Annotated in this window: 18 protein-coding genes and 3 pseudogenes; 16 read left to right on the forward strand and 5 right to left on the reverse strand. The window is 62.9% G+C overall.

Annotated features, from left to right (window positions below):
* Positions 1-76: 76 nt before the first annotated feature.
* Positions 77-267: pseudogene (locus I6F38_RS14705) on the forward strand (transposase); the annotation flags it as partial.
* 217 nt (positions 268-484) lie between these two features.
* Here the strand turns inward: I6F38_RS14705 and I6F38_RS44225 are convergent.
* The gene (locus tag I6F38_RS44225; protein WP_346657112.1) at positions 485-1,588 is read right to left on the reverse strand and encodes a hypothetical protein; all 1,104 of its coding nucleotides are present in this window, start codon (positions 1,586-1,588) and stop codon (positions 485-487) included.
* A 226-nt stretch (positions 1,589-1,814) separates the two neighbouring features.
* On the opposite strand from I6F38_RS44225, the gene I6F38_RS14715 reads away from it, so the two are divergent.
* Together I6F38_RS14715 and I6F38_RS14720 are read left to right on the forward strand one after the other, a co-directional pair.
* Entirely contained in the window at positions 1,815-4,583 is a 2,769-nt protein-coding gene (locus I6F38_RS14715) for an autotransporter outer membrane beta-barrel domain-containing protein (protein WP_225160842.1), read from the forward strand.
* Between the two features lie 872 nt (positions 4,584-5,455).
* Positions 5,456-5,692, forward strand: a complete 237-nt coding sequence (locus I6F38_RS14720) for a hypothetical protein (RefSeq protein WP_225160843.1) — start codon at positions 5,456-5,458, stop codon at positions 5,690-5,692.
* 134 nt (positions 5,693-5,826) lie between these two features.
* On the opposite strand, the gene I6F38_RS14725 is transcribed toward I6F38_RS14720, so the two are convergent.
* Entirely contained in the window at positions 5,827-7,665 is a 1,839-nt protein-coding gene (locus I6F38_RS14725; RefSeq protein WP_225160844.1) for a hypothetical protein, read from the reverse strand.
* A gap of 224 nt (positions 7,666-7,889) precedes the next feature.
* On the opposite strand from I6F38_RS14725, the gene I6F38_RS14730 reads away from it, so the two are divergent.
* The 3 genes from I6F38_RS14730 (at position 7,890) to I6F38_RS14740 (ending at position 11,282) form a co-directional block, all read left to right on the forward strand.
* The gene (locus I6F38_RS14730) at positions 7,890-8,135 is read left to right on the forward strand and encodes a hypothetical protein (RefSeq protein ID WP_225160845.1); all 246 of its coding nucleotides are present in this window, start codon (positions 7,890-7,892) and stop codon (positions 8,133-8,135) included.
* A 233-nt stretch (positions 8,136-8,368) separates the two neighbouring features.
* Positions 8,369-10,213, forward strand: coding sequence for an alkyl sulfatase dimerization domain-containing protein (locus I6F38_RS14735; RefSeq protein ID WP_225160846.1), 1,845 nt, complete (start codon positions 8,369-8,371; stop codon positions 10,211-10,213).
* A 94-nt stretch (positions 10,214-10,307) separates the two neighbouring features.
* Complete coding sequence (locus tag I6F38_RS14740; RefSeq protein ID WP_225160847.1) at positions 10,308-11,282, forward strand: formylglycine-generating enzyme family protein; 975 nt, start codon at positions 10,308-10,310, stop codon at positions 11,280-11,282.
* Here I6F38_RS14740 and I6F38_RS14745 read toward each other — a convergent pair.
* On the reverse strand, positions 11,260-11,451 hold the full coding sequence (locus I6F38_RS14745) for a hypothetical protein (RefSeq protein WP_225160874.1): 192 nt from the start codon (positions 11,449-11,451) through the stop codon (positions 11,260-11,262). The two genes, I6F38_RS14740 and I6F38_RS14745, sit on opposite strands and share 23 nt — an antisense overlap.
* Here I6F38_RS14745 and I6F38_RS14750 point away from each other — a divergent pair.
* The 8 genes and pseudogenes from I6F38_RS14750 to I6F38_RS14785 all read left to right on the forward strand — a co-directional run bounded on the left by I6F38_RS14750 (position 11,372) and on the right by I6F38_RS14785 (position 19,410).
* Positions 11,372-12,987 (forward strand): annotated as a pseudogene (locus I6F38_RS14750) (arylsulfatase). The gene I6F38_RS14745 and the pseudogene I6F38_RS14750 overlap by 80 nt on opposite strands.
* 74 nt (positions 12,988-13,061) lie before the next feature.
* Positions 13,062-14,075 (forward strand): HAD family hydrolase, encoded by a 1,014-nt coding sequence (locus tag I6F38_RS14755; protein ID WP_225160848.1) that lies wholly within the window; start codon positions 13,062-13,064, stop codon positions 14,073-14,075.
* Positions 14,076-14,171: 96 nt separating this feature from the next.
* Complete coding sequence (locus I6F38_RS14760; protein ID WP_225160849.1) at positions 14,172-15,476, forward strand: DUF3300 domain-containing protein; 1,305 nt, start codon at positions 14,172-14,174, stop codon at positions 15,474-15,476.
* Between the two features lie 173 nt (positions 15,477-15,649).
* The gene (locus I6F38_RS14765) at positions 15,650-17,074 is read left to right on the forward strand and encodes a lytic transglycosylase F (protein WP_225160850.1); all 1,425 of its coding nucleotides are present in this window, start codon (positions 15,650-15,652) and stop codon (positions 17,072-17,074) included.
* A gap of 89 nt (positions 17,075-17,163) precedes the next feature.
* Positions 17,164-17,481: an HdeA/HdeB family chaperone gene (locus tag I6F38_RS14770; RefSeq protein ID WP_283805964.1), complete on the forward strand. Its 318-nt coding sequence runs from the start codon at positions 17,164-17,166 to the stop codon at positions 17,479-17,481.
* Positions 17,482-17,714: 233 nt separating this feature from the next.
* Positions 17,715-18,326, forward strand: coding sequence for a DUF502 domain-containing protein (locus I6F38_RS14775; protein ID WP_225160852.1), 612 nt, complete (start codon positions 17,715-17,717; stop codon positions 18,324-18,326).
* Positions 18,327-18,645: 319 nt separating this feature from the next.
* Positions 18,646-18,855 (forward strand): DUF2945 domain-containing protein, encoded by a 210-nt coding sequence (locus I6F38_RS14780; protein ID WP_028333694.1) that lies wholly within the window; start codon positions 18,646-18,648, stop codon positions 18,853-18,855.
* Positions 18,848-19,410 (forward strand): annotated as a pseudogene (locus tag I6F38_RS14785) (DUF488 domain-containing protein). The gene I6F38_RS14780 and the pseudogene I6F38_RS14785 overlap by 8 nt, the downstream one beginning before the upstream one ends.
* 13 nt (positions 19,411-19,423) lie before the next feature.
* Here the strand turns inward: I6F38_RS14785 and I6F38_RS14790 are convergent.
* Together I6F38_RS14790 and I6F38_RS14795 are read right to left on the reverse strand one after the other, a co-directional pair.
* Positions 19,424-20,578, reverse strand: a complete 1,155-nt coding sequence (locus I6F38_RS14790) for a caspase family protein (protein WP_225160853.1) — start codon at positions 20,576-20,578, stop codon at positions 19,424-19,426.
* Between the two features lie 67 nt (positions 20,579-20,645).
* Positions 20,646-21,878, reverse strand: a complete 1,233-nt coding sequence (locus tag I6F38_RS14795) for a hypothetical protein (RefSeq protein WP_225160854.1) — start codon at positions 21,876-21,878, stop codon at positions 20,646-20,648.
* A gap of 197 nt (positions 21,879-22,075) precedes the next feature.
* On the opposite strand from I6F38_RS14795, the gene glf reads away from it, so the two are divergent.
* Together glf and I6F38_RS14805 are read left to right on the forward strand one after the other, a co-directional pair.
* Entirely contained in the window at positions 22,076-23,284 is a 1,209-nt protein-coding gene (gene glf, locus I6F38_RS14800; protein ID WP_225160855.1) for a UDP-galactopyranose mutase, read from the forward strand.
* A 67-nt stretch (positions 23,285-23,351) separates the two neighbouring features.
* A complete protein-coding gene (locus I6F38_RS14805; RefSeq protein WP_225160856.1) occupies positions 23,352-24,620 on the forward strand; it encodes a serine hydrolase domain-containing protein in 1,269 nt (422 codons plus the stop codon).
* Positions 24,621-24,626: the final 6 nt, after the last annotated feature.

Below are 24,626 nucleotides of genomic sequence, written 5' to 3' on the forward strand. Positions count from 1 at the left end.
GGACAAGTCAAAGTCTTGCGCCGGGGTTTGGCAAGAATGTTCCGAATGATGCGACGCTACGACGCGGACTGCAGTGATGACGCGCCGCAAGACGACCAGACCACGGAAGCGTAGCCGCCTTTCGGAAGAGCAGATCATCGGAATTTTGAAAGAGCATGAGGCCGACGTTTCGGCCCGCCGATCTGCCGCAAGCATGGCGTCAGCGACGCCAGCATCTACAAATGAAGAGCGAAGTTCGGCGGGATGGAGGTGTCGGAGCCAAGCGGCTGAAGGCGCTGGAGGACGAGAACACGGCTGAAGCGGTTGCCGGCCGACGCCATGGTCTGGACGGCATGTGTGGTCCACCCCGTCCATGCATGGTGTCGTGACGTCGTCGGTGACGCGACCTGCAGCCGCGCCGGTGACGACGCTGCCGCTGGCGACAGGGCAGGAAGCAGGCGGCCCCTGCAGGCCGCCTGGATCAATTAGCCTGCGGCCAGAGGGCCTATTGGCAGGGGTGCTGGAGTCCGTCGGATCCCTTGAAAAAGGTGCCGGGCTTGCAGACGATGCCGTTGTGCGACGCGTACGAGTTCCAGTCGCCGTTCCATGCGTAGTAGTCGCCATATGCGGCGGGCCGATCGTAGGTGCCGTATGCGGCGTAGGAATTGCGCCAGCCGCCGAAGGGAGCGGTCGCGATCGCCGCGGCTGTTCCGACGGCAGCGCCGGCCACGCCGGCAGCGGCCCCCACCGGCCCCACGGGTTCGCGATAGGCGGCTCGCCGCTGATAATAGCCCCGCCTGCTGTCGTACGGGCTCCCGGCTCCTCGGTTGAGGCAGTTGGCACTGGCGAATTGAGATGAACAGGCGGCCGGGTTGGAGAAGACCGCTTGCGCCGATGCGGGGCTCGAAACTGCGGACGCCACAATCACGGCCGCGCCAAGAACTCTTAGACTCATCATGGCTTGCTCCCTGGATTTGGTTTGCTTGCGAGCCTTGCGAAGCCTGGCATGACCGAATGCCAGGTCCGCAAGTTCCCGTTTTCTCGCACCTAACCAAATGCAACCTCCGGAAGTGGTTCCTGTGCATCTCGTGCGTGGCATCAAATCGACGTGACTTGCCGATCGATTTGGAATGCCGACTTCACCAGACGCGGCATGGGTGCGGCAGGGCGTCGCGGCGAGCAAGGATGCCGCGATCAGTTCGTGAACGTCGTGACGGCAATTCCATTCGTCAGACGACCCCGGAGGGAGAAGCGAGAATGCAAATTGATGAAAGGTTGCGTCATCGCGGAACTGCCCGACGGCCACGCCAAGATGCGTCGGACGTGCGCGCGACGTTTGGCACGAACTGCACAAGTTGTGTGATGCGAAAGCATCAACTGCCAACAAACGGCCGCGCGCGTTTCGGATCGCCACATTCGAGTTGATCTTCGTCCTGATAGTCGGATGATGATTTGCGATCTTGAATTGTAGCCGCTCCTGCTTTTGCACCGCGACCGAACAGCCGTTCTTTTCAATTTGACGTTGTTGAGAACGACAGGTTTGGAAGACGGCGCAAATGAAGTGCTTTACCGGCTCGACTCTCCTTGGATCTTGCGCGCGCAATCGCATGGAACAGGCGTCGGCGCACGCCGCCCTGCAATCATTGGTCCAGTTCTTCAGGAACGATCAGAGACCATGTGTCGCGGCCTGTCGGAGCCGGTTCCGGCTCGCCGCGCTTGCCTTGATCGCGTCGGGCGCACTGGTTGATGTTGCTTCGGCTCAATCCTGCACGGTCGCGCCGGATTCGACTGTCTCCGCAACGAGTGGAAGCTGCGCGATCGACGCGAATACGACGTTGACCGGAACGCCTGCCGTTCACGCAAGTTCGAGCGCTCAGATCACGACCAACAACGTCAACATCAATCCCTTCAATGGCGGCAGTATCGGCGGTTTGGCGGACGCTGCAGGTACGATCATCTTCAGTTCCGGGGCGAGCATCAACGGCAACTGGAGCACTGCCGCGTCGGCACAAAGCGGCGGCCAGATCATCTTTCAGTCGGGTTCGATCATCAACCCGGCCTTCGGCGGCGGAGGAACTGCGCTGAGCGCTGATGGAACAGGCAGTCAGATCAGCGCGACAGGACTCACCATCGGTCTCAACGGCGCCGGCAACAACGTCGCTGCGAAGGCGACCAACGCGGCGACGGTCAGTCTGCTCAACAGCTCAATCGCCTATGCCGTCGGCGGTGGCGGCAACACCGGCTTGTGGGCAACCGGCGCCGGCAGCCAGATTAGCTCGACGGGTACAACCATCTCGATGCCCGGTGGGGGCGGCAACGACGTTGGCGCGCGCGCGGACACCGGTGGGGCGGTCACGCTGACCGGCGGCACTGTCAGCGTTGAGGGGAACGGCGGCGGCGAAACCGGCCTGTTGGCGCAATCGTCCGGAAGCACTGTCACGGCAAACGGCGTTGCGGTCACGGTTTCCGGCGGCGGTGGAGATGTCGGCGCAAAGGCACTCGACGGCGGCGCGATCATCTTGAGGGGAGGCAGCGTCGCCGCGACGGGCAGCGGCGGGGGCGAAATCGGGCTGCAGGCGAGCGGTGCCGGAAGCACGCTCACGGCGAGCGGTGTGACGGTAACGGTTCCGAACAGCAGCGGGGGCCGCGGAGTGCAGGCCGACAATTCGGGCAGCGTCACGCTCGACGGCAACTCAACGGTCACCACATCAGGCGCAGGCACCCACGCGGCCGGCGTGACGAGCGGTGGTACGCTGAGCATGACCGGTGGCTCATTGACGGCCAATGGAGCCGATGCCAACGCGCTCAACATGAGCGGCGGTGCTGCGACGCTCTCCGGAGGCACCATGACCAGTCCGAACGGTGCGTCGATCGCCGCCCCGGGCGGCGCCAGCAGCGTAAACCTGACCGGCGTGACTGCGGTCGTGAACAACAATCAATGGCTGAACGTCAGCGGCGGCGCCACGCTCAACCTTGTCGCGGACAGTTCGACCCTGCAGGGGGGTGCGCTCACCGACTCCGGCAGCACGTCCAGCGTCGCGCTGAAGAACAATTCGCTCTGGACCATGACCGGCAACTCGAACGTCACCAATTTGATCAACGCGTCGAGCGTGATCCAGTTCACGTCGCCCGTCGGCGATCCGACGCAGTTGTCGAGCTACAAGACGTTGACGGCGGTCAACTATGTCGGCCAGGGCGGTACGATCGGGCTCAATACGTATCTTGGCACGGACGGTTCGCCGTCGGACAAGCTCGTCATCAATGGCGGCACGGCAGGCGGCAACACGTTCCTGAAGATCAGCAACACCACGGGCGGCGGTGCGCTCACCACCGGCAACGGCATCCTCGTCGTCGACGCGATCAATGGCGCGACGACGACGGCTGGCGCCTTCAGCCTGTCTCACCCGGTCTTGGCCGGCCCTTACCAATATTCGCTGTTCCGTTCGAGCGTCGACTCCAGCAACCCGCAAGCCTGGTATTTGCGCGACACCCTCGACTGCGTCGCGCATCCCAATCTGCGTGCCTGCGGCGGTGGCGGTCTTATCAACTGCACCAATCTGCCCAACGTGCCTAGGTGCGGCGGCGGAGGAGGCGGAGGCAATGGCGGCGGCGGCGATATCCCCGACTACCGCGAGGAGACTTCGCTCTACGCGGCAATTCCGTCGATGACGCTGTTGTACGGACGCAGCCTGCTCGACACGCTGCATGAACGCGTGGGCGAGGAGGAGGACGAACGCTTCCGCGCCAATCCCGAGAACGCCAGGGTCGGATGGGGTCGCGTGCTTGGAGTCAACGGCGTGCATCAGGGCGGCAGCTTCGGCGTGTTGGGTGGCGAAGCCGGACCGCACTTCAGCTATGATTTCCTGGCGCTGCAGGCGGGCATGGATGTCTATCGACACGACAGTCCCGACGGTTCGCGCGACCAGGCTGGGGCGTATTTCGCGATCGGCGGCGCGCGCGGGCGGGTCACCCATTTCGATGGCAGCCAGGGTGACAACACCTTCTCCGCCTACACGCTCGGTGGCTACTGGACGCATTTCGGGCCGACCGGCTGGTACATCGACTCGATCCTGCAAGGCACGTTCTACGACATCACGAGCAGCGCAAATCGCGGCATTCCGGCGCTCAAGACCGGCGCTCAGGGTGGGGCTGCGTCGGTGGAGGGCGGATATCCCTTCAAGTTCGCGGGCGGCTTCTTCATCGAGCCGCAGGCGCAACTGGTGTATCAGAACATCCACATCAACGACGCCAGCGACATCGCGGCGCAAATCCGCTTTGCGGACGTGGATTCGCTCGCCACCCGGATCGGTGCCCGATTTGGCCGAACATGGGCGGTCGATGACAGTCCGCGTACGCTGACGGCCTGGATCCGTCCGAGTCTGTGGAACGAATTCCTCGGCAACCCGAAAACGTTGTTCTCGTCGGACACCGGCTTCGTTCCGTTCCAGGCCAGCCTCGGCGGCCTGTGGGGCGAGATCAATGCCGGCATCAGCGGACAGGTCACCTCGACCACGTCGTTTTATGCCAACGCTTCCTATCAGAGCCGGTTCGACGGTGGCGGCTTCTCCTACAGCGGGAAAGCCGGACTGCGCGTCAACTGGTAGCGCGCGAGAGCGCGACGCCGGCCCAGACGGGGTCGGCGAAACGCACGCGCGCAGGCATAGCGGACGAGGCGATGCCTAAAGCGCGATGACATCAGGTTGAATCGTCATCGCGCTTAGCTCTTTGTTTGAGCATGATCTTTTCGGAAAACCGCTTCGCACTTTTCCGGATCATGCTTTAGCAGACCCTCACGCTTTGCTGAACATACGCATAACCGTTCCACACGTTTCGCGTCTGATAGCAGGAGTTGTAGGCCGTCGCGGCTCCGATGGCCGCGCCAGTCGCCAAACCGGCTGCGGCAGCTCCGGCGCCCCAACCGCCTCCATAGTAACGGCCACCGCGATAATATCCGCGGCCGGCCCAACGCGCGCCGCCGCCGTGCCAGCCACCGGCATGCCATCGCGTGCCGCCGCCGTGCCAACCAGGCCGCATTCCTCCGCCGTGGAAGTGAGCCGCTCGAGCGCCGGCTCCGGGCCGGGCCTGTGCGTCATAGGGAAGTATCATTGCTGCAGATGCGATGAAGCTGAGAACCAGCAAAGCCTTGGTTGGTCGCATTTCCGGACTCCTTACAAGGGTGTCCCCATCAATCCCGCTGAACGAGCTTCGTTCCGTTGGTTCAACTACGTGTCACGCTGGCACAAACTGCATGTTCAGAACCGAATGTCACGTCCAAAGCAGCGCGTCGCGGCTTCGGAGGCAAGCGCAGCGAGCGCCAATGCCGAGCTCGATCCTTTGGACCTCGGCTGCGCAAGGCAGGTACGAACGTGTTCGTACCTTGATGACCTCCCCGCCTGAAACAATGCTGATGCCCACGTGCCGGCGCAGCAGGATTGGCGGGCCGGTACGGCAGCTGGTCCACTACAGGGAGACGACCATGTGGAAGACAGGAGTGCTTGGCGCGCTGGTTTTACTCGTCGCGGTTCCGGCAAATGCGGCTCCGAAGAATAGTGGCAAGAATGTCGATTCAATTCGTGCTGAATGCTTCAGGCAGGCGAATGAAGCCGCTGCCGCCGGCGGTGCGAACATGACAAGCGGGGCGACTGCCGCCCGAAACGCGGCGGGCTATTCCGCCTATCGGGATTGCGCGCGAAAGAACGGCATTCGCCCGTAAGCATCGCGTTTCCGCTAACCCATGGAAGGCCGCCCTCGGGCGGTCTATTCCATGCGCAGTGAAAAACAGCGACGGCGGCATGGCCGTCGAAAGCTGAAGATGCCGGCTGAGCGGCGCCGAAACTGCAGGGAACGTCAGCTTGCGGCGAGAGCCTTGGCTTTGCGCAATCCGGCCATGAGAGCGTCGACAACCTGATCTGCGGCTCCGTTGCGGTGCAAGAAGCCGGCCGGATCATCGGCCAACGCTTTGTACCGCGACATTCCTTTCAAGGCCGTTTGGGTCGCATCGCGGCGCCCCAGCTCTGTATTCGCTATCGCAATCAATAGTTGGCTGAATCCGGAATCGCGCAACGATGCCGTCTCGGCAACATCGAGCATTTGCTTGTATTCACCCTTCAAATAAAGGTCGACTGCAACAAAATGAAAATACCAGCCCGGGGGATGCATCGTGCGCTCGACGGCGCGTTTGAGCATCGGCACGCCTTCCGAGAAGTTCCCGCGGATGGCAAGACGCCAGCCGAATTGGGCAAGTATGTCGGGATCGTTGGGGTTGAGATCGATCGCCAGATGGCTGATCCGATCACTATCGGCGTAACGTCCCGTGAAATGGTAGGCCGCAGCCAGAGCCTTTAGCCCCAAAGGACTGTTCGGCTGCAGGGCGATGGCGCGCGACGTTGCGTCAAGGGCCTTGTCATACTCCGTTTGCGGATTGCCGTCGGCTGAATAGCCCAACCGTCCGGCGTCGAGATGCAGCCATCCAAGCATGGCCCATGAATCGCTATACTGCGGATCCCGCTGAACGGTTTGCTGAAGACACTGCATGGCCGGATCGAAGTCGACGCGCCGGAACGTGCTGCGATAGGCCTGAGCGCGCAGGACGCAGAGATAGCTTTCCATATTCCTCGGTGGGGCCGCGCGAATGTCGTTTCTAACCACGCCGTAGGATTGGCCGACGACGGTTGCGATTTCGCTTGCGAGCTCGCGCTGGACATTCATGAGCGACTGAGGATCGAACGGTCGAGCATATGTCCGCATCCATACGATCTCGTCGTTCTCGGCATTGAGGACGGTCGTTGTGACTTGCACTTCTTCGGCGCTCGTTTGAACGCTTCCGCGGACGATATAGGAAGCACCGAGAGGACGACCAGGTTGGGGCGCTTCGTCGCCTTTTGCGGAGAGCGCATTCGGGGGCGACGTGTAGAGCCGGAAACCTCCGAATCGAAACAGGTTGCTGGTCAGTTCCTGTCCCATGCCGATGGCGAAGAGCCGCGCGTTCTCCCCGGAAGTTAGCGGCTCGAATGGCATCACCAGGACCGCGGGTTCGCGTGGCGTCGTTGGGGACGGAGGCGCTCTTGCTGCAAGCCATATCCAAGCCACCATGCCGGCTGCCAGCACGGCAGCGACGGGCGCATAGCGCCTGATGCCGAGTTTGGTCGTCCAGTTCGCACGTGTAGCAGCAGCAGCAGTTGTCGAATGATCGTGCAGTTCAGGGGCAGGTTCGCGAGATGGAGCGTCGGCAATATGCATTTTGTGCCACTCAAAATGGGGCACATAGGAGCCTTTTGGAATTGTGATGCGTACCGGATCATCCCGGCCCGAATCCACGTAGTAGCTATCGAGGTCGCGGCGCAATCGTCGAGCTTCAAGACGAACGACAGGGTCAGCCTGGGGGTCGAAAGAATGGTCGCGCCGAAACACGGCCAAGGTAATTGTGTAGCCCTTCAGGCTTTCAGCGCGGCCTGCAAGCGTCTCGTCGACAATGAAACGCAGGAAAGCTTGCCGCCGTTCGCTCGCCTGGAAATGCGGACTCGAGAGGATGCGGTCCAGCTCTTTCGCTACATGAGCCGGCGGCACCGCGGAATCATCACGACGCGGGACCTCGGATGAGCCGCTGACGGCATCGTGAGCGAAGGGTACATCAGGCATCAACCGGCAACCCCAATCGTCGATCGACGGTAGGCCTTCCCAGTACATGTTGCAACTCGTAAGCGAGGCAAGCAGCCGGCGCTGACGCGACAGCTTTCAATCATCAGAACAACGAGTTCCCGACTGCAGCGACAGCTGGTCGCATCGGCCTTGAAGCCGTCGCGCCTGAGACAGCGCGCTCAACGAGCGTCGCGCCGTGTACGAACATGTTCGTACCTTGAAGCCCCGATGAACCAGCAGCAAAGGTCACGTTGGCCACAAGCGAGTTCGTCATGGAGGAGTTGCGCGCGATTGTGACCCGCTTTCCGCAGCGCGAATTCGAAATTCGGCGCTGCTTCAATCGCGACGCGCAGTTTAGAGCCATTTGCGCAGATTATGACGAAGCTGTGAAAGCGCTTCGTCGTTGGCAACAAGCGGCAAAGCAAGGAGACCGCGAAGGAAGTCGGAAGGCCGCGGACTACGAACGGCTGGTTGCCGAACTGGAAGCCGAGGCCCTGGTTCATCTGAACCGGCCGTGATCGAGGGGGCATTCGGTTCAGACATTCAAAGTGGCCGCGAATTGCGAACTCAAATTGCCTCCGAACCGGGTTCGTTACAGGAGGCCTAACGGGAGTAGGGTATGAACGGCACGATTTTCGTCAAGCTTTCGGTATCTGGCGTCTTGGCCGGGTGCATAATGCATGCTGCGATCGCTCAGACACAGGACCTGCGCAAGGATGCTACAGAGCCGACAAAGCAGGCAAACTCGGCTTTGCTGAAGCAGCTGCCCTTCGGCGACAATTCCGACTTCGATGCCGCGAACAAAGGCTTCCTGGCTCCACTGCCGTCCGAGTTGATCAAGGGAAGCACAGGCAACGCAATCTGGAATCCGCAGCAATACGGTTTCATCAAGGACGCGACGGCCCCCGATACCGTCAATCCCAGCCTGTGGCGGCAATCGCGCCTGATCAATATCTCCGGCCTGTTCGAGGTTACGGACGGAATCTATCAGGTCCGCAATCAGGACCTGTCGAACATGACGATCATCGAGGGCAGCGAGGGCATCACGATCGTCGATCCCCTTGTGTCGGCGGAGACGGCAAAGGTGGCGCTGGACCTGTACTACTCCAAGCGCCCGAAGAAGCCGGTCAAGGCTGTCATCTACACGCACAGCCATGTCGATCACTACGGCGGCGTACGAGGAGTCACCAGCGAAGACGATGTCGAAGCGGGCAAGGTCAAGATCTATGCGCCGGAGGGATTTCTGGAAGCCGCGGTGGCGGAGAACGTCATGGCCGGCACGGCGATGAGCCGGCGTGCAAGCTATATGTACGGCAATCTGCTGAAGGCCGATCCAAAGGGTCAAGTTGGCGCGGGTCTCGGCACGACGACGTCCGCAGGCACGGTGACGCTCATTGCGCCGACCAACATCATCAAGGAAACGGGTCAGAAGGAGAAAATCGACGGCCTGACCTACGAGTTCCTGATGGCGCCTGGCTCGGAGGCTCCTGCCGAAATGATGTGGTTCATCGAAGAGAAGAAAGCGATGGAGTCCGCTGAGGACGCGACCCACACGCTGCACAACACTTATTCACTGCGCGGCGCCAAGATCCGAGAGCCGCTTCCCTGGTCGAAGTACCTCAATCAATCCCTGACAATGTGGGGCGACAAGGTCGAAGTGGTCTTCGCCCAGCATCACTGGCCGACCTGGGGCAACGATAAGGTGACAGGCCTCTTGAAGAGCCAGCGCGACCTTTATCGCTATATCAACGACCAGACCTTGCGCATGGTCAATCAGGGCATGACGATGCGCGAGATTGCCGACGGCTTCAAGATGCCGGACAGCCTCGCCAATGTCTGGGCGAACCGCGGCTATTACGGCTCCGTCTATCACGACGTCGCTGCGACCTATGTTCTCTACCTCGGCTGGTTCGACGGTAATCCGGCGACCCTGCACGAACTGCCCCCCGTTGAAGGAAGCAAGAAGTATGTCGAGTTCATGGGCGGAGCCGACGAGGTCTTGAAGAAGGCCAAGGCCGCCTACGACAAGGGCGAGTATCGCTGGGTTGCGCAGGTCGTGCATCACGTCGTGTTTGCCGATCCCAACAACCAGAGCGCCAAAAACCTCGAGGCCGACGCACTCGAGCAGCTCGGCTACCAGGCCGAATCCGGACCATGGCGCAATTTTTACCTGACCGGCGCCCAGGAGCTGCGCAACGGCGTGGCCAAGCTGCCGACGCCCAATACGGCGAGCCCCGATACGGTGCGCGCAATGTCGGCGGACTTGTTCTTCGACTATCTCGGCGTCCGCCTGAACAGCGAAAAGGCTGGCAATGCCAAGGCAAAGCTGAACTTCGATTTCGGCCAGGACGGCAACTATTTCGTCGAGCTGGAAAACGGCGTCCTCAACCACACTGCCAACATGAAATCGAAGAACGCCGATGCGACCCTGACCCTGTCAAGGGATACCTTGAACAAGATCATCCTTCAGCAGACCAAGCTCGATGACGCGATCTCGTCGGGTGCGGTGAAAGTCGATGGTGATCGGGCCAAGCTGAATTCAATCGTGGCTGCGCTCGACGACTTCGAGTTCTGGTTCAACATCGTGACGCCGTGACCGCGGTGGTGCGGCCCTTCGAAGCCTGTCGAGGGGCCGCCGGCGCAGTGTTGCGGCAAGAGATCGCCAGAACGAGTAACTGGAGGCAACCTTCTTGAATATTGCCGAGAGACCGGTCGCGAGCGTGGACGAAACCGGCGCGTCAGACAGCGTCTTCATTCCCGGCGGCACGTTTCGCATGGGATCGGATCGGCATTATCCGGAAGAAGCGCCGTCCCACATGGTGAGCGTCGACGGGTTCTGGATCGACCGCACGCCGGTGACGAACCGGCAATTCAAGCAGTTCGTGCGTGCCACGGGCCACGTCACCTTCGCCGAGGTCGCTCCGGATCCCAAGGACTATCCGGATGCGCTCCCGCATATGCTCTTCACCGGATCGCTGGTCTTCACGCCTCCGGATTATCCGGTCGATCTGCGCGACTACAGCCAATGGTGGACGCTGCTCAAGGGCGCGAATTGGCGGCATCCTTACGGTCCGAAAAGCAACATCAAGTCGCTGGACGACCATCCCGTGGTGCACGTCACCCATGCTGACGCACTCGCCTATGCGCGATGGGCCGGCAAGGATCTGCCGACGGAAGCAGAGTGGGAGTTTGCTGCGCGCGGCGGCCTCGATGGTGCTGAATATGCCTGGGGCGATGAGTTCGTGCCGGGCGGCGTGCATCAAGCCAATACGTGGCAAGGTCACTTTCCGTTCGAGAACCGGTGCGAGGACGGCCATGCGCGCACTTCGCCCGTGATGACCTATCCGCCGAACGGCTATGGCGTGTTCGACATGATCGGCAATGTCTGGGAGTGGACCAGCGACTGGTGGGCTCCGAAACACCGCGCCGATGCAAAGAAGGCCTGCTGCATTCCCCAGAACCCGCGGGGCGGCTGCGAGCATGACAGCCACGATCCGTCGCTGCCGCTCAGCAGGATACCGCGCAAGGTGATCAAGGGCGGCTCGCATCTCTGCGCGCCGAACTATTGCCGGCGCTATCGACCGGCGGCGCGCCATGCCGAGCCGATCGATACGTCGACCAGCCATCTCGGATTTCGCTGCATTACACGTTCAGGGAGAAAGTGATGACTGAGAAGAAAACAACAGAGATCTTCAGCCGCCGCAATCTGCTCGCGGCCTCGAGTTCGCTCGCTACCATCGCCGCGTTCTCGGCGATGGCGCCCATCCAGACCGCCCAGGCGCAAGGGACCACGCAACCCTCGAGCGCGGCCGGTGGCGCAAAGCCGAACATCATCCTGATCCTGTCGGATGATTTTGGTTATGGTGACTCCGGGCCCTATGGCGGCGGCGAAAATCGCGGCATGCCCACCCCGAACATCGATCGCCTCGCGAATGAAGGAATGCAGTTCATGTCCTTCTACGCGCAGCCGAGCTGCACGCCTGGACGTGCCGCGGTGCAAACCGGCCGGATTCCAAATCGCAGCGGCATGACGACCGTCGCGTTCCAGGGCCAGGGCGGCGGCATGCCGGCGGCGGAATGGACGCTTGCCTCGGTTTTGAAGACCGGCGGTTACAAAACGTTCTTCACGGGCAAATGGCACCTCGGCGAGGCCGACTATGCGTTGCCGAACGCGCAAGGCTACGACGAGATGAAGTATGCCGGCCTTTATCATCTCAATGCCTACACCTACGCCGATCCGACCTGGTTCCCGACATGGACCCCGAACTCCGGGCGATGTTCGAGAAGGTCACCAAAGGCGCCCTTTCCGGAAATGCCGGGCAGCCGGCGAAGGAGGATTTCAAGATCAACGGCCAGTACGTCAACACGCCGGACAAGGGCGTCGTCGGTATTCCCTTCTTCGACGACTACGTCGAGAAGGCCTCGCTTGAGTATCTGGACCGCAACAAGTCATCGGGCCCGTTCTTCATGAGCATCAACTTCATGAAGGTGCACCAGCCCAACATGCCGGCGCCCGAATTCCAGGGCAAGTCGATGTCCAAGAGCAAGTTCGCCGACTCCGTGGTCGAGAACGACACGCGGATCGGCCGTATCATGGACAAGGTGCGGTCCCTCGGCCTCGACAAGAACACCTATGTATTCTGGACGACGGACAACGGCGCCTGGCAGGACGTCTATCCGGACGCCGGCTACACACCGTTCCGCGGCACCAAGGGCACGGTTCGCGAGGGCGGCAACCGCGTCCCGTCCCTTGCATGGGGCCCAGGCATCAAGGCCGGCACGAAGAATTCCGACATCGTCGGCGGCCTCGATTACATGGCAACCTTCGCAAAGCTCGCGGGCGTGAAGCTGCCGGAGAACGATCGCGAGGGTAAGCCTATCATCTTCGACAGTATCGACATGTCGCCGATCCTGTTCGGAACCGGGAAGCCCGAGCGCAAGAACTGGTTCTATTTCACGGAATCCGAGCTCTCGCCCGGCGCAGCCCGTGTCGGCAATTACAAGGCGGTATTCAATCTGCGGGGCGACAACGGCGCAAAGACCGGCGGTCTGGCGGTCGACAGCAACCTCGGCTGGAAGGGACCGGAGTCCTACGTGGCGACCGTTCCGCAGGTCTTCGATCTCTGGCAGGACCCCCAGGAGCGGTACGACATCTTCATGAACAACTACACGGAGCACACCTGGTCCTTGGTTTCCATCAATGCCGCGATCAAGGATCTGATGCAGACCTACGTGAAGTATCCGCCACGGAAGATTCAGAGCGAGACCTACGCGGGACCGATCACCATCCAACAGTATGAGCGCTTCGCGTTCTTCAGGGATCAACTCGCCAAGGACGGCTTCCAGATCGGCTTGCCGACAGGCAACTGATCGATGCAAATGGAGCGGCCCCCACTCTCGGGGGTCGTTCCTCTCTGAACGGCTGACGTGGAGGACGGAGATTCGTGAACGGAAGCTTGGTTGACCGCCGTACGATCCTGGCCGGTCTGCTGGTGTCGGCGGCCACGCTGTCGGTCTCCGGCGGTATCGCACGCGCGCAGAGTGATCCTCTTCCTTCCTGGAATGAAGGCCGGTCGAAGCAGTCGATCCTTGACTTCGTCGCCGCGGTGACGCGTGAAGGAACACCGGATTTCGTGCCGGTGCCGGAGCGCATCGCGACATTCGACAATGACGGCACGCTCTGGTGCGAGCAGCCGATGTATGTGCAGCTTGCATTTGCGCTGGACCGGGTGAGGGCGCTGGCGGGCCAGCATCCGGAATGGAAGCGGAAGCAGCCGTTCAGGGCGGTACTCGACAACGACATGGCTGCGCTGGCCAAGGGCGGCGAGAAGGGCCTGGTCGAGCTGGTCATGGCGACCCATGCCGGCATGACAACGGCCGAGTTCGCGCAGATCGCCGGCGACTGGATCAAGTCGGCACGTCATCCGAAGTTCAACCGGCCCTATACCGACCTCGTCTACCAGCCGATGCTGGAACTGCTCGCCTATCTGCGGGCCAATGGCTTCAAGACCTTCATCGTCTCGGGCGGCGGCATCGAGTTCATGCGGCCATGGAGCGAGCGGGTCTATGGCATCCCGCCCGAGCAGGTCGTGGGATCGAGCATCAAGACACAGTTCAAGATCAATCAAGGCGCGCCGGAATTGATCCGCCTGCCTGCGATCGATCTCGTCGACGACGGACCCGGCAAGCCGGTCGGCATCAACTCGCATATCGGCCGCCGGCCGATCGCGGCCTTCGGCAATTCGGACGGCGACTTCCAGATGCTGCAATGGACGACGCAATCACCGGGGAAACGCTTTGGCCTGATCGTGCATCACACCGATGCCGAACGAGAGTATGCATACGATCGGAAGTCCTCATTCGGCAAACTCGACAAGGCGCTCGACGCGGCGAACTCCAATGGCTGGATCGTGGTCAGCATGAAAGACGACTGGAAACGCATGTTCCGTTTTGAATAGAGGCCGAACGATTGCGTAGGCATCGCTGACGCCCGGCGCCGCGGAGCACGCCAGCGCCGCCGGTGATGCAAGCGAGACGAAGAACGAGGAGCCATCATGACAAAACTTCTTCCGGGAATGCGCCGGCTTACCTTCGCGGGCGCGGCGCTGGCGGTTGGCCTGATGCTCGGGGGCCCGGCATACGCGCAGGCACCCGCAGACCAGAAGCCAGCACAGGACCAGGCTGCCGCGCCGGCGCCGGCCCCGACAGCCAGCAAGCTTCCGAACGGACAGATCGAGCAACTGGTCGCGCCGATCGCGCTATACCCGGACGCGCTGCTGTCGCAGATCCTGATGGCGTCGACCTATCCGTTGGAGGTCGTCGAGGCGGCGCGCTGGTCGCAAGACAACAAGACCGTCACCGGCAAGGCGCTCGAAGACGCCATGCAGAAGCAATCATGGGATCCGAGCGTCAAGGCCCTCGCGGCGGTGCCGCAGGTTCTTCAGATGATGAACGACAAGCTCGACTGGACCCAGCAGCTTGGCGATGCTTTCCTCGCGCAGGAGCAGGACGTGATGAGCGCCGTGCAGACCCTGCGCCAGCGCGCGGAGGCCGCGGGCAATCTCAAGTCGACGCCGCAGCAGAAGGTGATAAAGAGCGCGCCTCCCGCCGGTGTGACCGCGCCCTCCGGCATGCAGCAGGCGATCTCGATCGAGCCGGTCGATCCCGACCAGTATTACGTCCCGGTCTACGATCCCGGTGTCGTCTACGGGGCCTGGGATTATCCCGACTACCAGCCGTTCTATTGGTCTCCGCCGGGCTATGTCGCCGCGGGCGTGATCGGCTTCACCGCCAGCGTGGCTGTCGGTGCTGCGATCTGGGGCGGCTGCAACTGGTGGGGCCGCAACGTCTACGTCAACGTCAACCGCTATAACCAGTTCAACCGCACCAACATCAGAAACACCAATTGGGCCCACAATCCGGCGCATCGCGGCGGAGTTGCCTATCGCGATGCCGGCGTGGCGAGGCGGTTCGGCAGCGGCAATACCCCCGCCGCGCGCGAGGCGCTGCGCAATCGCACCGGTGGTCCCGGCGGCAGGGTCTCGAATGCGGGTGCAGGCCGCGCCAGGACCGCGGTCTCGCAACGCGCCGGCAATCGCGGTGCCTCGGTATCGCGCCGCACCAGCAGCAGGAGTGTCACGCGTGCGCGCACGGGTGCCGGCAATCGCGCGGCGATCTCGCACAGGAGCGTCACGCGCTCGCGCGTCAGCGGGCGTGTTCACGCAGCCGGCCGGCCGGCTGCGATGCGCGGCGGCATGCGGGCCGGCGGCTTCCACGGAGGCGGCCGCGTGGGCGGTTTCCGCGGAGGTGGCGGTTTCCGGGGAGGGGGCGGATTCCATGGAGGTGGCCGGCGGCGCTGATCAGAGTGCCTGGGCTCGCGCGTCGACATCTGCGAGCCCAGGTTGCGGCATAATTACAATACATCGTTCACGAAGAGAGGTAACGTCCAGGCAGATTTCAGCGGCACGTTTCAATTGATTGGGTTGGATCAATGATTTTTTCATCGACCTACGCAAGTCCCAGGTTATTCGCCATGGCCTTCGCAACCGCCGCCGCCGTCGTCGTGGCAGAAAAATCAGCCAGGGCCGATCCACAGGTCCTGGCGCTGCCGTCCCTGAAGGTCTGGGAGGGCGACTTCGATGGCATGCTGAAGCGCAAACTCGTGCGCATTCTCGTGCCGACCGACAGGACATCGTTCTTCATCGACAAGGGCGAGACACTCGGCTTCGAAGCCGAGCTCGGCATCGAGTTCGAGGGCTGGCTGAACAAGCGGTACGGCAAGAAGAAGCAGAGGATCTATGTCGGCTTCGTCCCCACCAGGCGCGACAGACTGCTGGGTGACTTGATCGCCGGGAAGGGCGATATCGCCGCCGGCCTGCTCACGGTCACGCCGGATCGGAGCAAGCTGGTCGACTTCGCCGATCCTTGGGCATCCGGCGTTCGCGAAGTGCTCGTGACGGGATCTGCGGCGCCGAGCATCGGCTCGCTGAACGAGCTCGGTGGAAAGACGATTTTCGTCCGGGAAGCCAGCAGCTATTTCGAGCACCTGAACGCGCTCAATGCGGACCGGGCAGCCAAGGGGCTGGAACGCATCGTCGTTAAGCCAGCCGACAAGAACCTCGAGGACGAGGACTTGCTGGAGATGGTGAGCACCGGTCTGTTGCCTTGGGCCGTCGTCGACCGCTTCAAGGCGCAGGCGTGGGCGGGCCTCTTGAATGGGCTGACAGTGCGCGACGATATTGCGGTCAACGAAGGCGGCGACATCGCCTGGGCGATCCGCAAGGACAGTCCGGCGCTCAGGAAGGAGCTCGCTGAATTCGTCAGTACCCACAAGATCGGAACTGAATTCGGCAACGACCTGCGTGCACGCTATTTCAAGACGGCGAAGCCGCTGAAGAACGCCCTCGCGCACGCCGAGGCGGAGAAGTTCAGGGCGCTGCGCGGATCGTTCGAGAAGTACGGGGTGCAATACTCCATCGACCCCGTTCTGCTCGCTGCACAGGGCTATCAGGAGTCAGAGCTCGACCAGGCCTGCCACAATGCCTCCGGCGCCACCGGCATCATGCAGATAAAGCCCAGTACCGCGAAGGAGAAGCCGATCGAGATCACCGGCGTCGCGGCCAGTGCCGACACCAATATCCAGGCTGGCTCCAAATACCTGCGCTACCTGGCGGATACCTATGTCGACGCTTCGGTCACAGATCCGCGCGAGCGCGTGTTCATGGCCCTGGCGGCTTACAATGCAGGCCCGGGAAGCCTGAAGCGTTTCCGGGACTATGCGAGCAAGCACGGCTTCGACTCGACCGTCTGGTTCGACAATGTCGAGAACGGCGCGGCCGCGATCGTCGGGCAGGAGACGGTTCAGTACGTCGGCAAGATCTACAAGTACTACATCTCCTACGAGACGCTTCGTTCGCCCGCTCCGGCGAGCGCAACGGCCGACCCATCACAGAAATGATCGGTTTGTTCAAAGTGTTCGCTGGCTTGGGTGGCGAACCAAAATCAAGAGGAGACTAGATCGTGAAACGCAAATCCTTCGTGAACCAGATTGGGCTCAGCCTTGGCGCGCTCGTCATCTCGATTGCTTCTGTTCATGCCCAGGTCCCGCTCTCGACCTACATGGACTCGAAAGGGTTCATTGATGTTCAGGCTTTGACCTGCGCGCAACTCGCCAACACTTATCAGGAGGACGCCGACTTTCTCGCGATTTGGTACAGCGGCTGGTACAACGGCCTCGCGAAGAAGCATTTTGCCCATATTACGCGGACCAAATCTGGCGAGCACGAAGTCATTGTGTATTGCAAGGCCCACCCGGAACTCAAGGTGATCCAGGCCATCGACGTTCTCTTCAAGAACGAGAAATGATCGGCGGCTCCCCGAGGCAACCGGTGCGGCGAGACCGGGATGTCTCGCTGCACTGCCCGTTCACTCGCCAAGCATCGCAATGATCTGCATCAGGACGCGATGGTTGTGGCGACGTGGGCGGTCTGTTGACGCTCGGTGCGCCATGGCCGTTCTCGTAGATCCGGGCGAGTTCTTTCGGCTGTTGGCGAAAGGCCCGGTTTCAAACGGCGTGTGCAAATGGAGAGGCCGCGGCAATGAAGGAGTTTTTGAAAACGACCTTAATCGGAGGCGCACTGTTTCTCCTGCCCGTCGCTCTTGTACTGGCGATTCTCAGCCACGCGATGCGTCTGGCGGTGAAGGCCGCGCTTCCGGTGTCTCATGCCCTTCATTTCGACCAGATCGGAAGGGTCGCAGGCATTGGAATTGTTACAGTCGTGGCAGTGGCTTTATTGATCCTGGTGTCGTTCCTCGCCGGCATCGTCGCGCGAACCAAAGCCGGCTCCCGGATTAGCGCATGGGTCGAAAAATCATTTCTTGGCAGCCTTCCGCAGTACCAGATGGTGAAGAGTATGGCTCAAGGCCTTGCTCAGCCCGAAGGCGCCAGCGATGAGTTCAAGCCAGTGCTGGTGAAGGTCGAGGGTGGCTGGCAGCTCGGATATCTCCTCGAGACACTCGAGAACGACTGGGTGGCTGTCTTCGTCCCGCAGGCGCCGACGCCGTTGGTCGGCATTGTCAGATATTGCCCGGTCGATCGCATTCGTCCTCTGAGCATGTCGATGTTGCAGGCGAGGTCAATCGTGACCAATGTCGGCATTGGATCCGCGGTGGCCCTCAAAGGAGAAGATCTGAGCAGGGCGGCAACTTGATTCCGCGGATCCACGTAAGTGACGAGGGAATCTGACCGAGCTTTCCGTTAGGCTTGCGCGTTGAGCCATAGAACTTGTAACTTGCTGCATGCGTTGCCGGTATCGCTTCGTCAATCAATCCCGCTATCGAATTCCGGACGGCGGCGGCAAGCTTCCGGGATGCCGCAACGCGGACCATCAATTTGCGGTTGAACCCCCAACGCGAGGCAGGAACTTGGCCGGCTGTGAGCTCGTTTGCGCCGGCGGGCTTTTTTAGTGCTGTGCCGTCGATTGGCGGCGTATCGTACGATCAATTTCGCGCCTGAAGGAGCCTGCAACGATGGCCGGGAAATTCAAGGTCGGGGATCACGTCAGCTGGAATTCCGAGGCCGGCCGCGTCTCCGGCACCATCATCGCGGTCCACACCAGCGATTTCGACTACAAGGGGCACACCCACCGCGCCTCGGAGGCCGATCCGCAGTACGAGATCAAGAGCGACAAGACCGATCACGTCGCGGCCCACAAGGGCAGCGCGCTGCATCATGCCTAGCAAAGACGTGGCGCTTCCGTTCTTCACGATCGGTCATTCCACCCGCAGTCTCGAGGATTTCATCGCCCTCGTCGGCGTGGCCACGATCGAGCGCATCGTCGACATCCGAACGGTGCCGCGGTCGCGCACCAATCCGCAGTTCAACAAGGAGACGCTGCCAAGCCGCTTCAGGCCGCGGGCATCTCGTATGAGCATCTGGCCGATCTCGGCGGGCTCCGCGGCAAGGCGCGAAGCGTAGCGCCGTCCGTCAATGGATTCTGGAGCAACGAGAGTTTTCACAACTACGCCGACTATGCGTTGTCGCCGCAGTTTCGTGCAGCACTCCAGCATCTGCGCGACGAGGGCCATGAGCAACGCTGTGCGATGATGTGCTCGGAAGCGGTGTGGTGGCGCTGCCACCGCCGCATCGTCGCCGACTACCTGATCGCATCCGGCGAGACCGTCGTCCACATCATGGGGGAGGGCCGCCTCGAGCCCGCCCGTCTCACCGAGGGCGCCGTCGTCCAGGGCGACGGCACGGTGGTCTATCCGGCCACGGGTGAACTGGACTTATGAGAGGACGGCAGCCTCACTCCCCACTCCGCTTCCAATAGCCGGTGCCGAGCTTGCCGGTGATCACGGCAATGGCGTCGCGGACCTCGTAGGAGCCGCCGTCGCTGTAGTTCCTCAGTCCTCGCAGCGCATGCAGTGTCCAGCGGCCGTTGGCAAAGCTGACGGTGCCTTCGTGCGGGCGCGCGGCGCGGGAGGGCTCGGCGTGGAATTGGTAGGTGCCGTCGGCCATGATCCGCCAGATCCAGCGCGACTGGCCGCGACCACCCGGCACCATGATCTCCCAGGTGCCGACCAGCGCGGGATCGATCGCGCCGGCTGGCGTCGCCGATGGCGTCGACAATGCGGCGGCTGCCGGCGCAGCGTTCGCCTGTTTCGTGGCGGCGGCGTCGGCCGGCGGCGCGGCCACGAGATAGATCGCCTTGCGCGACAGCGAGCCGTACACAAACGGCTGCTGCGCGTTGCGCGTCGCCTCCATCACGTCGTCGCGGACGTTGCGGAACATGAAGGTGACCTCGACGCCCGGCGTCTCGATGTTGCGGAGCAGCGCCGCGGCGAACGGGCTGTTGCGGCCGTCGCCGTCGAGCGCAATGGTGCCGTCGCGCGCGGCATAGGCGACCAGCACATTGCCGACCGGCTCGATGCGGCCGAGCCCGCTGCCGGCGGCGGCGCGGGTGGCGAGCGAGCGGCTCATCTTTGCCGCGAACGGATTGTTGCGGCAGGCATCGAGGATGACGAGGCCTAGGCTTGCGGTGTTGGCGACCTGCAGCATCACGCTTTGCAGGCTGATCGCTTCATTGGCGGCGTCGGTATCGCGCTTCAGCTCGGCATCGACCGGGATCAGCCAGTTGTCGCCGTTGATCTCCATGCCATGGCCGGCGAAGTACACCGCAGCCATGTCGGCGCCGGCGGCATTGCGTCCGAATGCGATCAGGCCGCGCCGCATCTCGTCGAAGCCGGCATTGGTGATGAGCGTCACGGTAAAGCCGAGGCGCTTCAGCGCTGCTGCGATATCGCCGGCATCATTCGGCGGATTGGACAGCGCCGGCACGCTTTTGTAGGCACCATTGCCGATCACCAGCGCCACCCGCTTGCCGTCGGCCGCAGCCGGCAAGGCGAAGCCCGCCAGCGCCGCGGCAACGGCCAGTCCCGAGACAAACGCGCGGCGATTCATGCTGGCCCCGATCGGAGGGTGCATGGTAGCGTAGCGGGCGCGACGCGGCCACGGAAATGGTGCGCGATCAGGCCGCCTGCTTCGGCGTCCAGACGCCGGCCGGCACCGGCTCGGCCGGCAACAAACTGGCGCCGGCTGCGCCCGCGATCGACATCGTGATCTCGTGGATGTCTTGCACCGACCGCTGCATCGAGAAGCGCGGATAGAGCTCGCGCAAGGTGGTCGCGGCCGCTGCCTGCGCCGCTGACGGATCGGCCAGCACGGCCTCGACGGCGGCGGCGATGCTCATCGCGTCCTGGCCGAAGCTGAAGCGGGCGAGATGCGGCATCTCCGCGGCCGAGAAGCGGTTGGCGTCGAACACCGGCACGGTGCCGGCGCCGAGCGCGAAGAACACCCGGTCATGCACCGACAGGTCGATATTGGGATTGAGCGAGACCGCGGCGAGGTAGCTGCCGAGGCCTTCGCGCATCGCATCGAAGGTCATCGCGCCGAGCACGCGGGCCGGACGCCCGCTGACGTCGAGATCGCTCCAGCCGCCGCCGATGAAGTCGACCGGATAGTCGGCAAGCACCGCGCCCACCTCGCGGGTGCGGACGCCTCGTGTGTAGTTGTCGAGCCGGGTCAGGATCACGTTGAACAGGTCGCCGCCGGGCTTCAGATAGACCAGATGCTGCTCGGCGACGTCGACGATGATCTTCGGAAATGCGCCACAGGCCTTGCCGCGCGCCTCGGCGATCGCGTCGAACAGCAGCGCGAACAGCTTTGGCGGCATCGTCTTGCGCCAGCCGCGCTCGAGCGCCAGCGGATTCCAGCCGGACTTGGCGAAGATCAGCCGGCCGTTGCGCTGCTCGGGCGGCAGGCCGCCGAAGAAGCCGGGATCGGGGATGCCCATATGGGTCGCGAACACGGCGCCATTGGCCCCCAGATGATCGCGGTTGAATGCGGCGTGGTCCGGGAACACGTAGCCATGTGCGGTGTAGCGGCTCGCGAGGCCGTGACGCCTGGCGAAGTAGCAGGGGTGATCGCAGAACCAGGTGAAGACGGGAATCTGGGCGACGTCCCAGAACAGCCTGCCGTCCTTGGTGTGGATATCGAGCCCGATGCCGGAAAAGCCGAGCGCCATGGTCTCGGCACGCCGCGGCAGCAGGGCGTTGAGCCGGGCCGAGAAATCCGGCGCCAGCAGATCGAGCATCTTGACCTCGTGCCCGAGCCGGTCGAGCTCGGCGGCAGCCATCGCCAGGATGCCGCGCAGCGAATCATAGGTGGTGGTGCTGGAATACAGGACGCAGATCACGGACATGGGACCTCCGCGCTTGATGGTGTGGCTGCTCGCGCGGGCATTTCCGTCGCCTTGCATGCTGTCAGTTGAACGGCGGAGCCGGCCGTTCCGGGCTCGGAATTATCCTGATGGGCGGATTTATTTCGCCGGAAACGGCCGTGTCGTCACGTTGAAGCTGCGTCGGGCGCCGTCGCGATCCGACATGAGGGCGAGTGCGCATGCAGCTTGATGGCTTCGACGTCGTCGTGGTGGGGGCCGGCTTCTTCGGCGCCGTGATCGCCGAGCAGGTGGCGAGCAGGCTCGGCCGCTCCGTCTGCGTGCTCGACCGCCGTACGCATATCGGCGGCAACGCCTATTCGGAGCTCGACCCCGACAGCAGCGTCGAGGTGCATCGCTACGGCACGCATATCTTCCACACCAATTCCGAGACCGTCTGGCGCTATCTGCACCGCTTCACCGAGTTCACCGGCTACCGTCACCGCGTCTTCACCGTGGCGAAGGGCCGCGTCTATTCGATGCCGATCAACCTTGCGACCGTGTGCGCGGCGTTCGGACGCGTCATGGTGCCCGAGCAGGCCCGCGCCGTGATCGCGGCGGAGGCGGCCGCGCACGGCGCCGCGGGGATTGGCAATCTCGAGGACAAGGCAATCGCCTCGGTCGGCCGCACGCTCTACGACCTCCTGATCCGCGGCTATACGCAGAAGCAGTGGCAGACCGATCCGCGTGAGCTTTCGGCCGACATCATCGGCCGCCTGCCGGTCCGCTTCACCTTCGACGATCGCTACTTCGCCGATCGCTATGAGGGCATGCCGGCAGGCGGCTACACCGCGATCTTCCGCCGGATGCTCGATCATCCCGCGATCGACGTGCGGCTCGGCGTCGACTATTTCGACGTCGCCGACCACATCAATCCGCGGCAGCTCGTGGTCTATACCGGTCCGATCGACCGCTTCTTCGGCTATGCCTGCGGCCATCTCGGCTGGCGCACCGTCGACTTCGCGCGCGAGGTGCACGACGTCGCCGACTACCAGGGCGCCGCGGTCATCAACTATGCCGACGCCGAGGTGCCGTACACCCGCGTCCACGAGTTCAGGCATCTGCATCCGGAGCGCGCGCATGCGCAAGGCCGGACGACGATCTATCGCGAATATTCCCGCTTCGCGGGCCGGAGCGACGAGCCGTATTATCCGATCAACACCGCCGCCGACCGCGCCATGCTCGCGTCCTATCACGCCATGACGGCGTCGCATCCCAACGTCATTTTCGGCGGCCGGCTCGGCTCCTACAAATATCTCGACATGCACCAGGCGATCGGCGCGGCACTGAAGACGTTCGAGCTCGAGGTCGAGCCGTTCTTCGCGCAGCAAGGCATGCACCGGCGTGACGCGGCCGCGCGCCGCGAAGTCTTGTCGCCCTTGCCGGCGTGATCTAATCCTGCGAGCTGCGGGCAACGAAGGCCATAACAAATCGCCCGCGGTCCCCGGTGAGGAAACAATGAGAAAAACCGTTATTGCCGCGGCTGCCGCCGCCACTAGCCTTGCTTTCAGCATCGCCCACGCCGCGCCGCTTCCGGAAACGTCGGCGCACCAGGTCGGTTTCTCGGAGCAGGGGCTGGCGCGGCTCGACGACTTCTTCGCGCGCGAGATCGCGGCCAAGCGCGTGCCCGGCGCGGTGGTGGCGATCGCGCGCGACGGCAAGCTCGTGCGCTACAAGGCATATGGCCAGCTCGATCCGGTGAAGGGCACGCCGATGCCGATCGACGCGGTGTTCGCGCTGGCGTCGATGACCAAGCCGATGGCGGCGGTTGCAGGACTGACGCTGATGGAGCAGGGCAAGCTGCCGCTGCAGGCCAAGGTCGCCGAGTTCTATCCGGCGTTCGCCGACATGAAGGTCGGCGTGCAGCAGGTCGACGGCTCGCTGAAGATGGAGCCGCAGGCGCAGCCGATCTTCATCCACGATCTCTATCGCCACACCTCCGGCCTGATGTATGGCGGCCGGCCCGACAGTTCGAGCGCGCTGGCGCGGCTCTATCCCGACGGCACCGCGCCGGCGGTCGAGGGCGATACCCAGGCCTTCATCGACCGGATCACCCAGCTGCCTCTGGTGCATCAGCCCGGTACCGAGTTCGAATATGGCTTCTCGATCGACGTGCTCGGCGCCGTGGTCGAGAAGGTCTCCGGCCAGCGGCTTGGCGAATATCTCGCGGCCAATGTCTGGAAGCCGCTCGGCATGAAGGATGCGACGTTCCATCCGGCCGAGGCGCAGCGCGCGCGGCTGGCGCGTCCGTTCCCCAACGATCCGCTCACCGGCAAGCCGCAAGCCATCAAGCTGCTCGATACGGCGACCAGGTTCGATTGCGGCGGCGCCTGCTCGTTCGCCACCGTCGGCGACTATCTGCGCTTCGGGCAGATGCTGCTCAATGGCGGCGAGCTCGACGGCAAGCGCATCCTTAGCCCCAAGACGGTGCATCACATGACGTCGAACCATCTCGGGCCCGAGATCAAGAACAACGTCGCGGCGGTCGAACCGCATCGCGGCGGATTCGGCTTCGGGCTGTCGGTCGCGGTGCGGACCGGCGAGGGATTGTCGTCGGTGCCGGGCAATCCTGGCGAGTTCACCTGGAACGGCGCTTATGGCACCCAGTTCTTCTGCGATCCGAAGGAGCGCCTTGTCGTCGTGGTGGGAACGGCGGCGCCGGGCGAGCTGCGCAAATATTATCGCGAGAATGTGCAGGACATCGTCTACGGCGCGATGGTGAAGTAACGGCTC

Source organism: Bradyrhizobium sp. BRP56, assembly GCF_020194035.1.
Classification (GTDB): domain Bacteria; phylum Pseudomonadota; class Alphaproteobacteria; order Rhizobiales; family Xanthobacteraceae; genus Bradyrhizobium; species Bradyrhizobium australafricanum.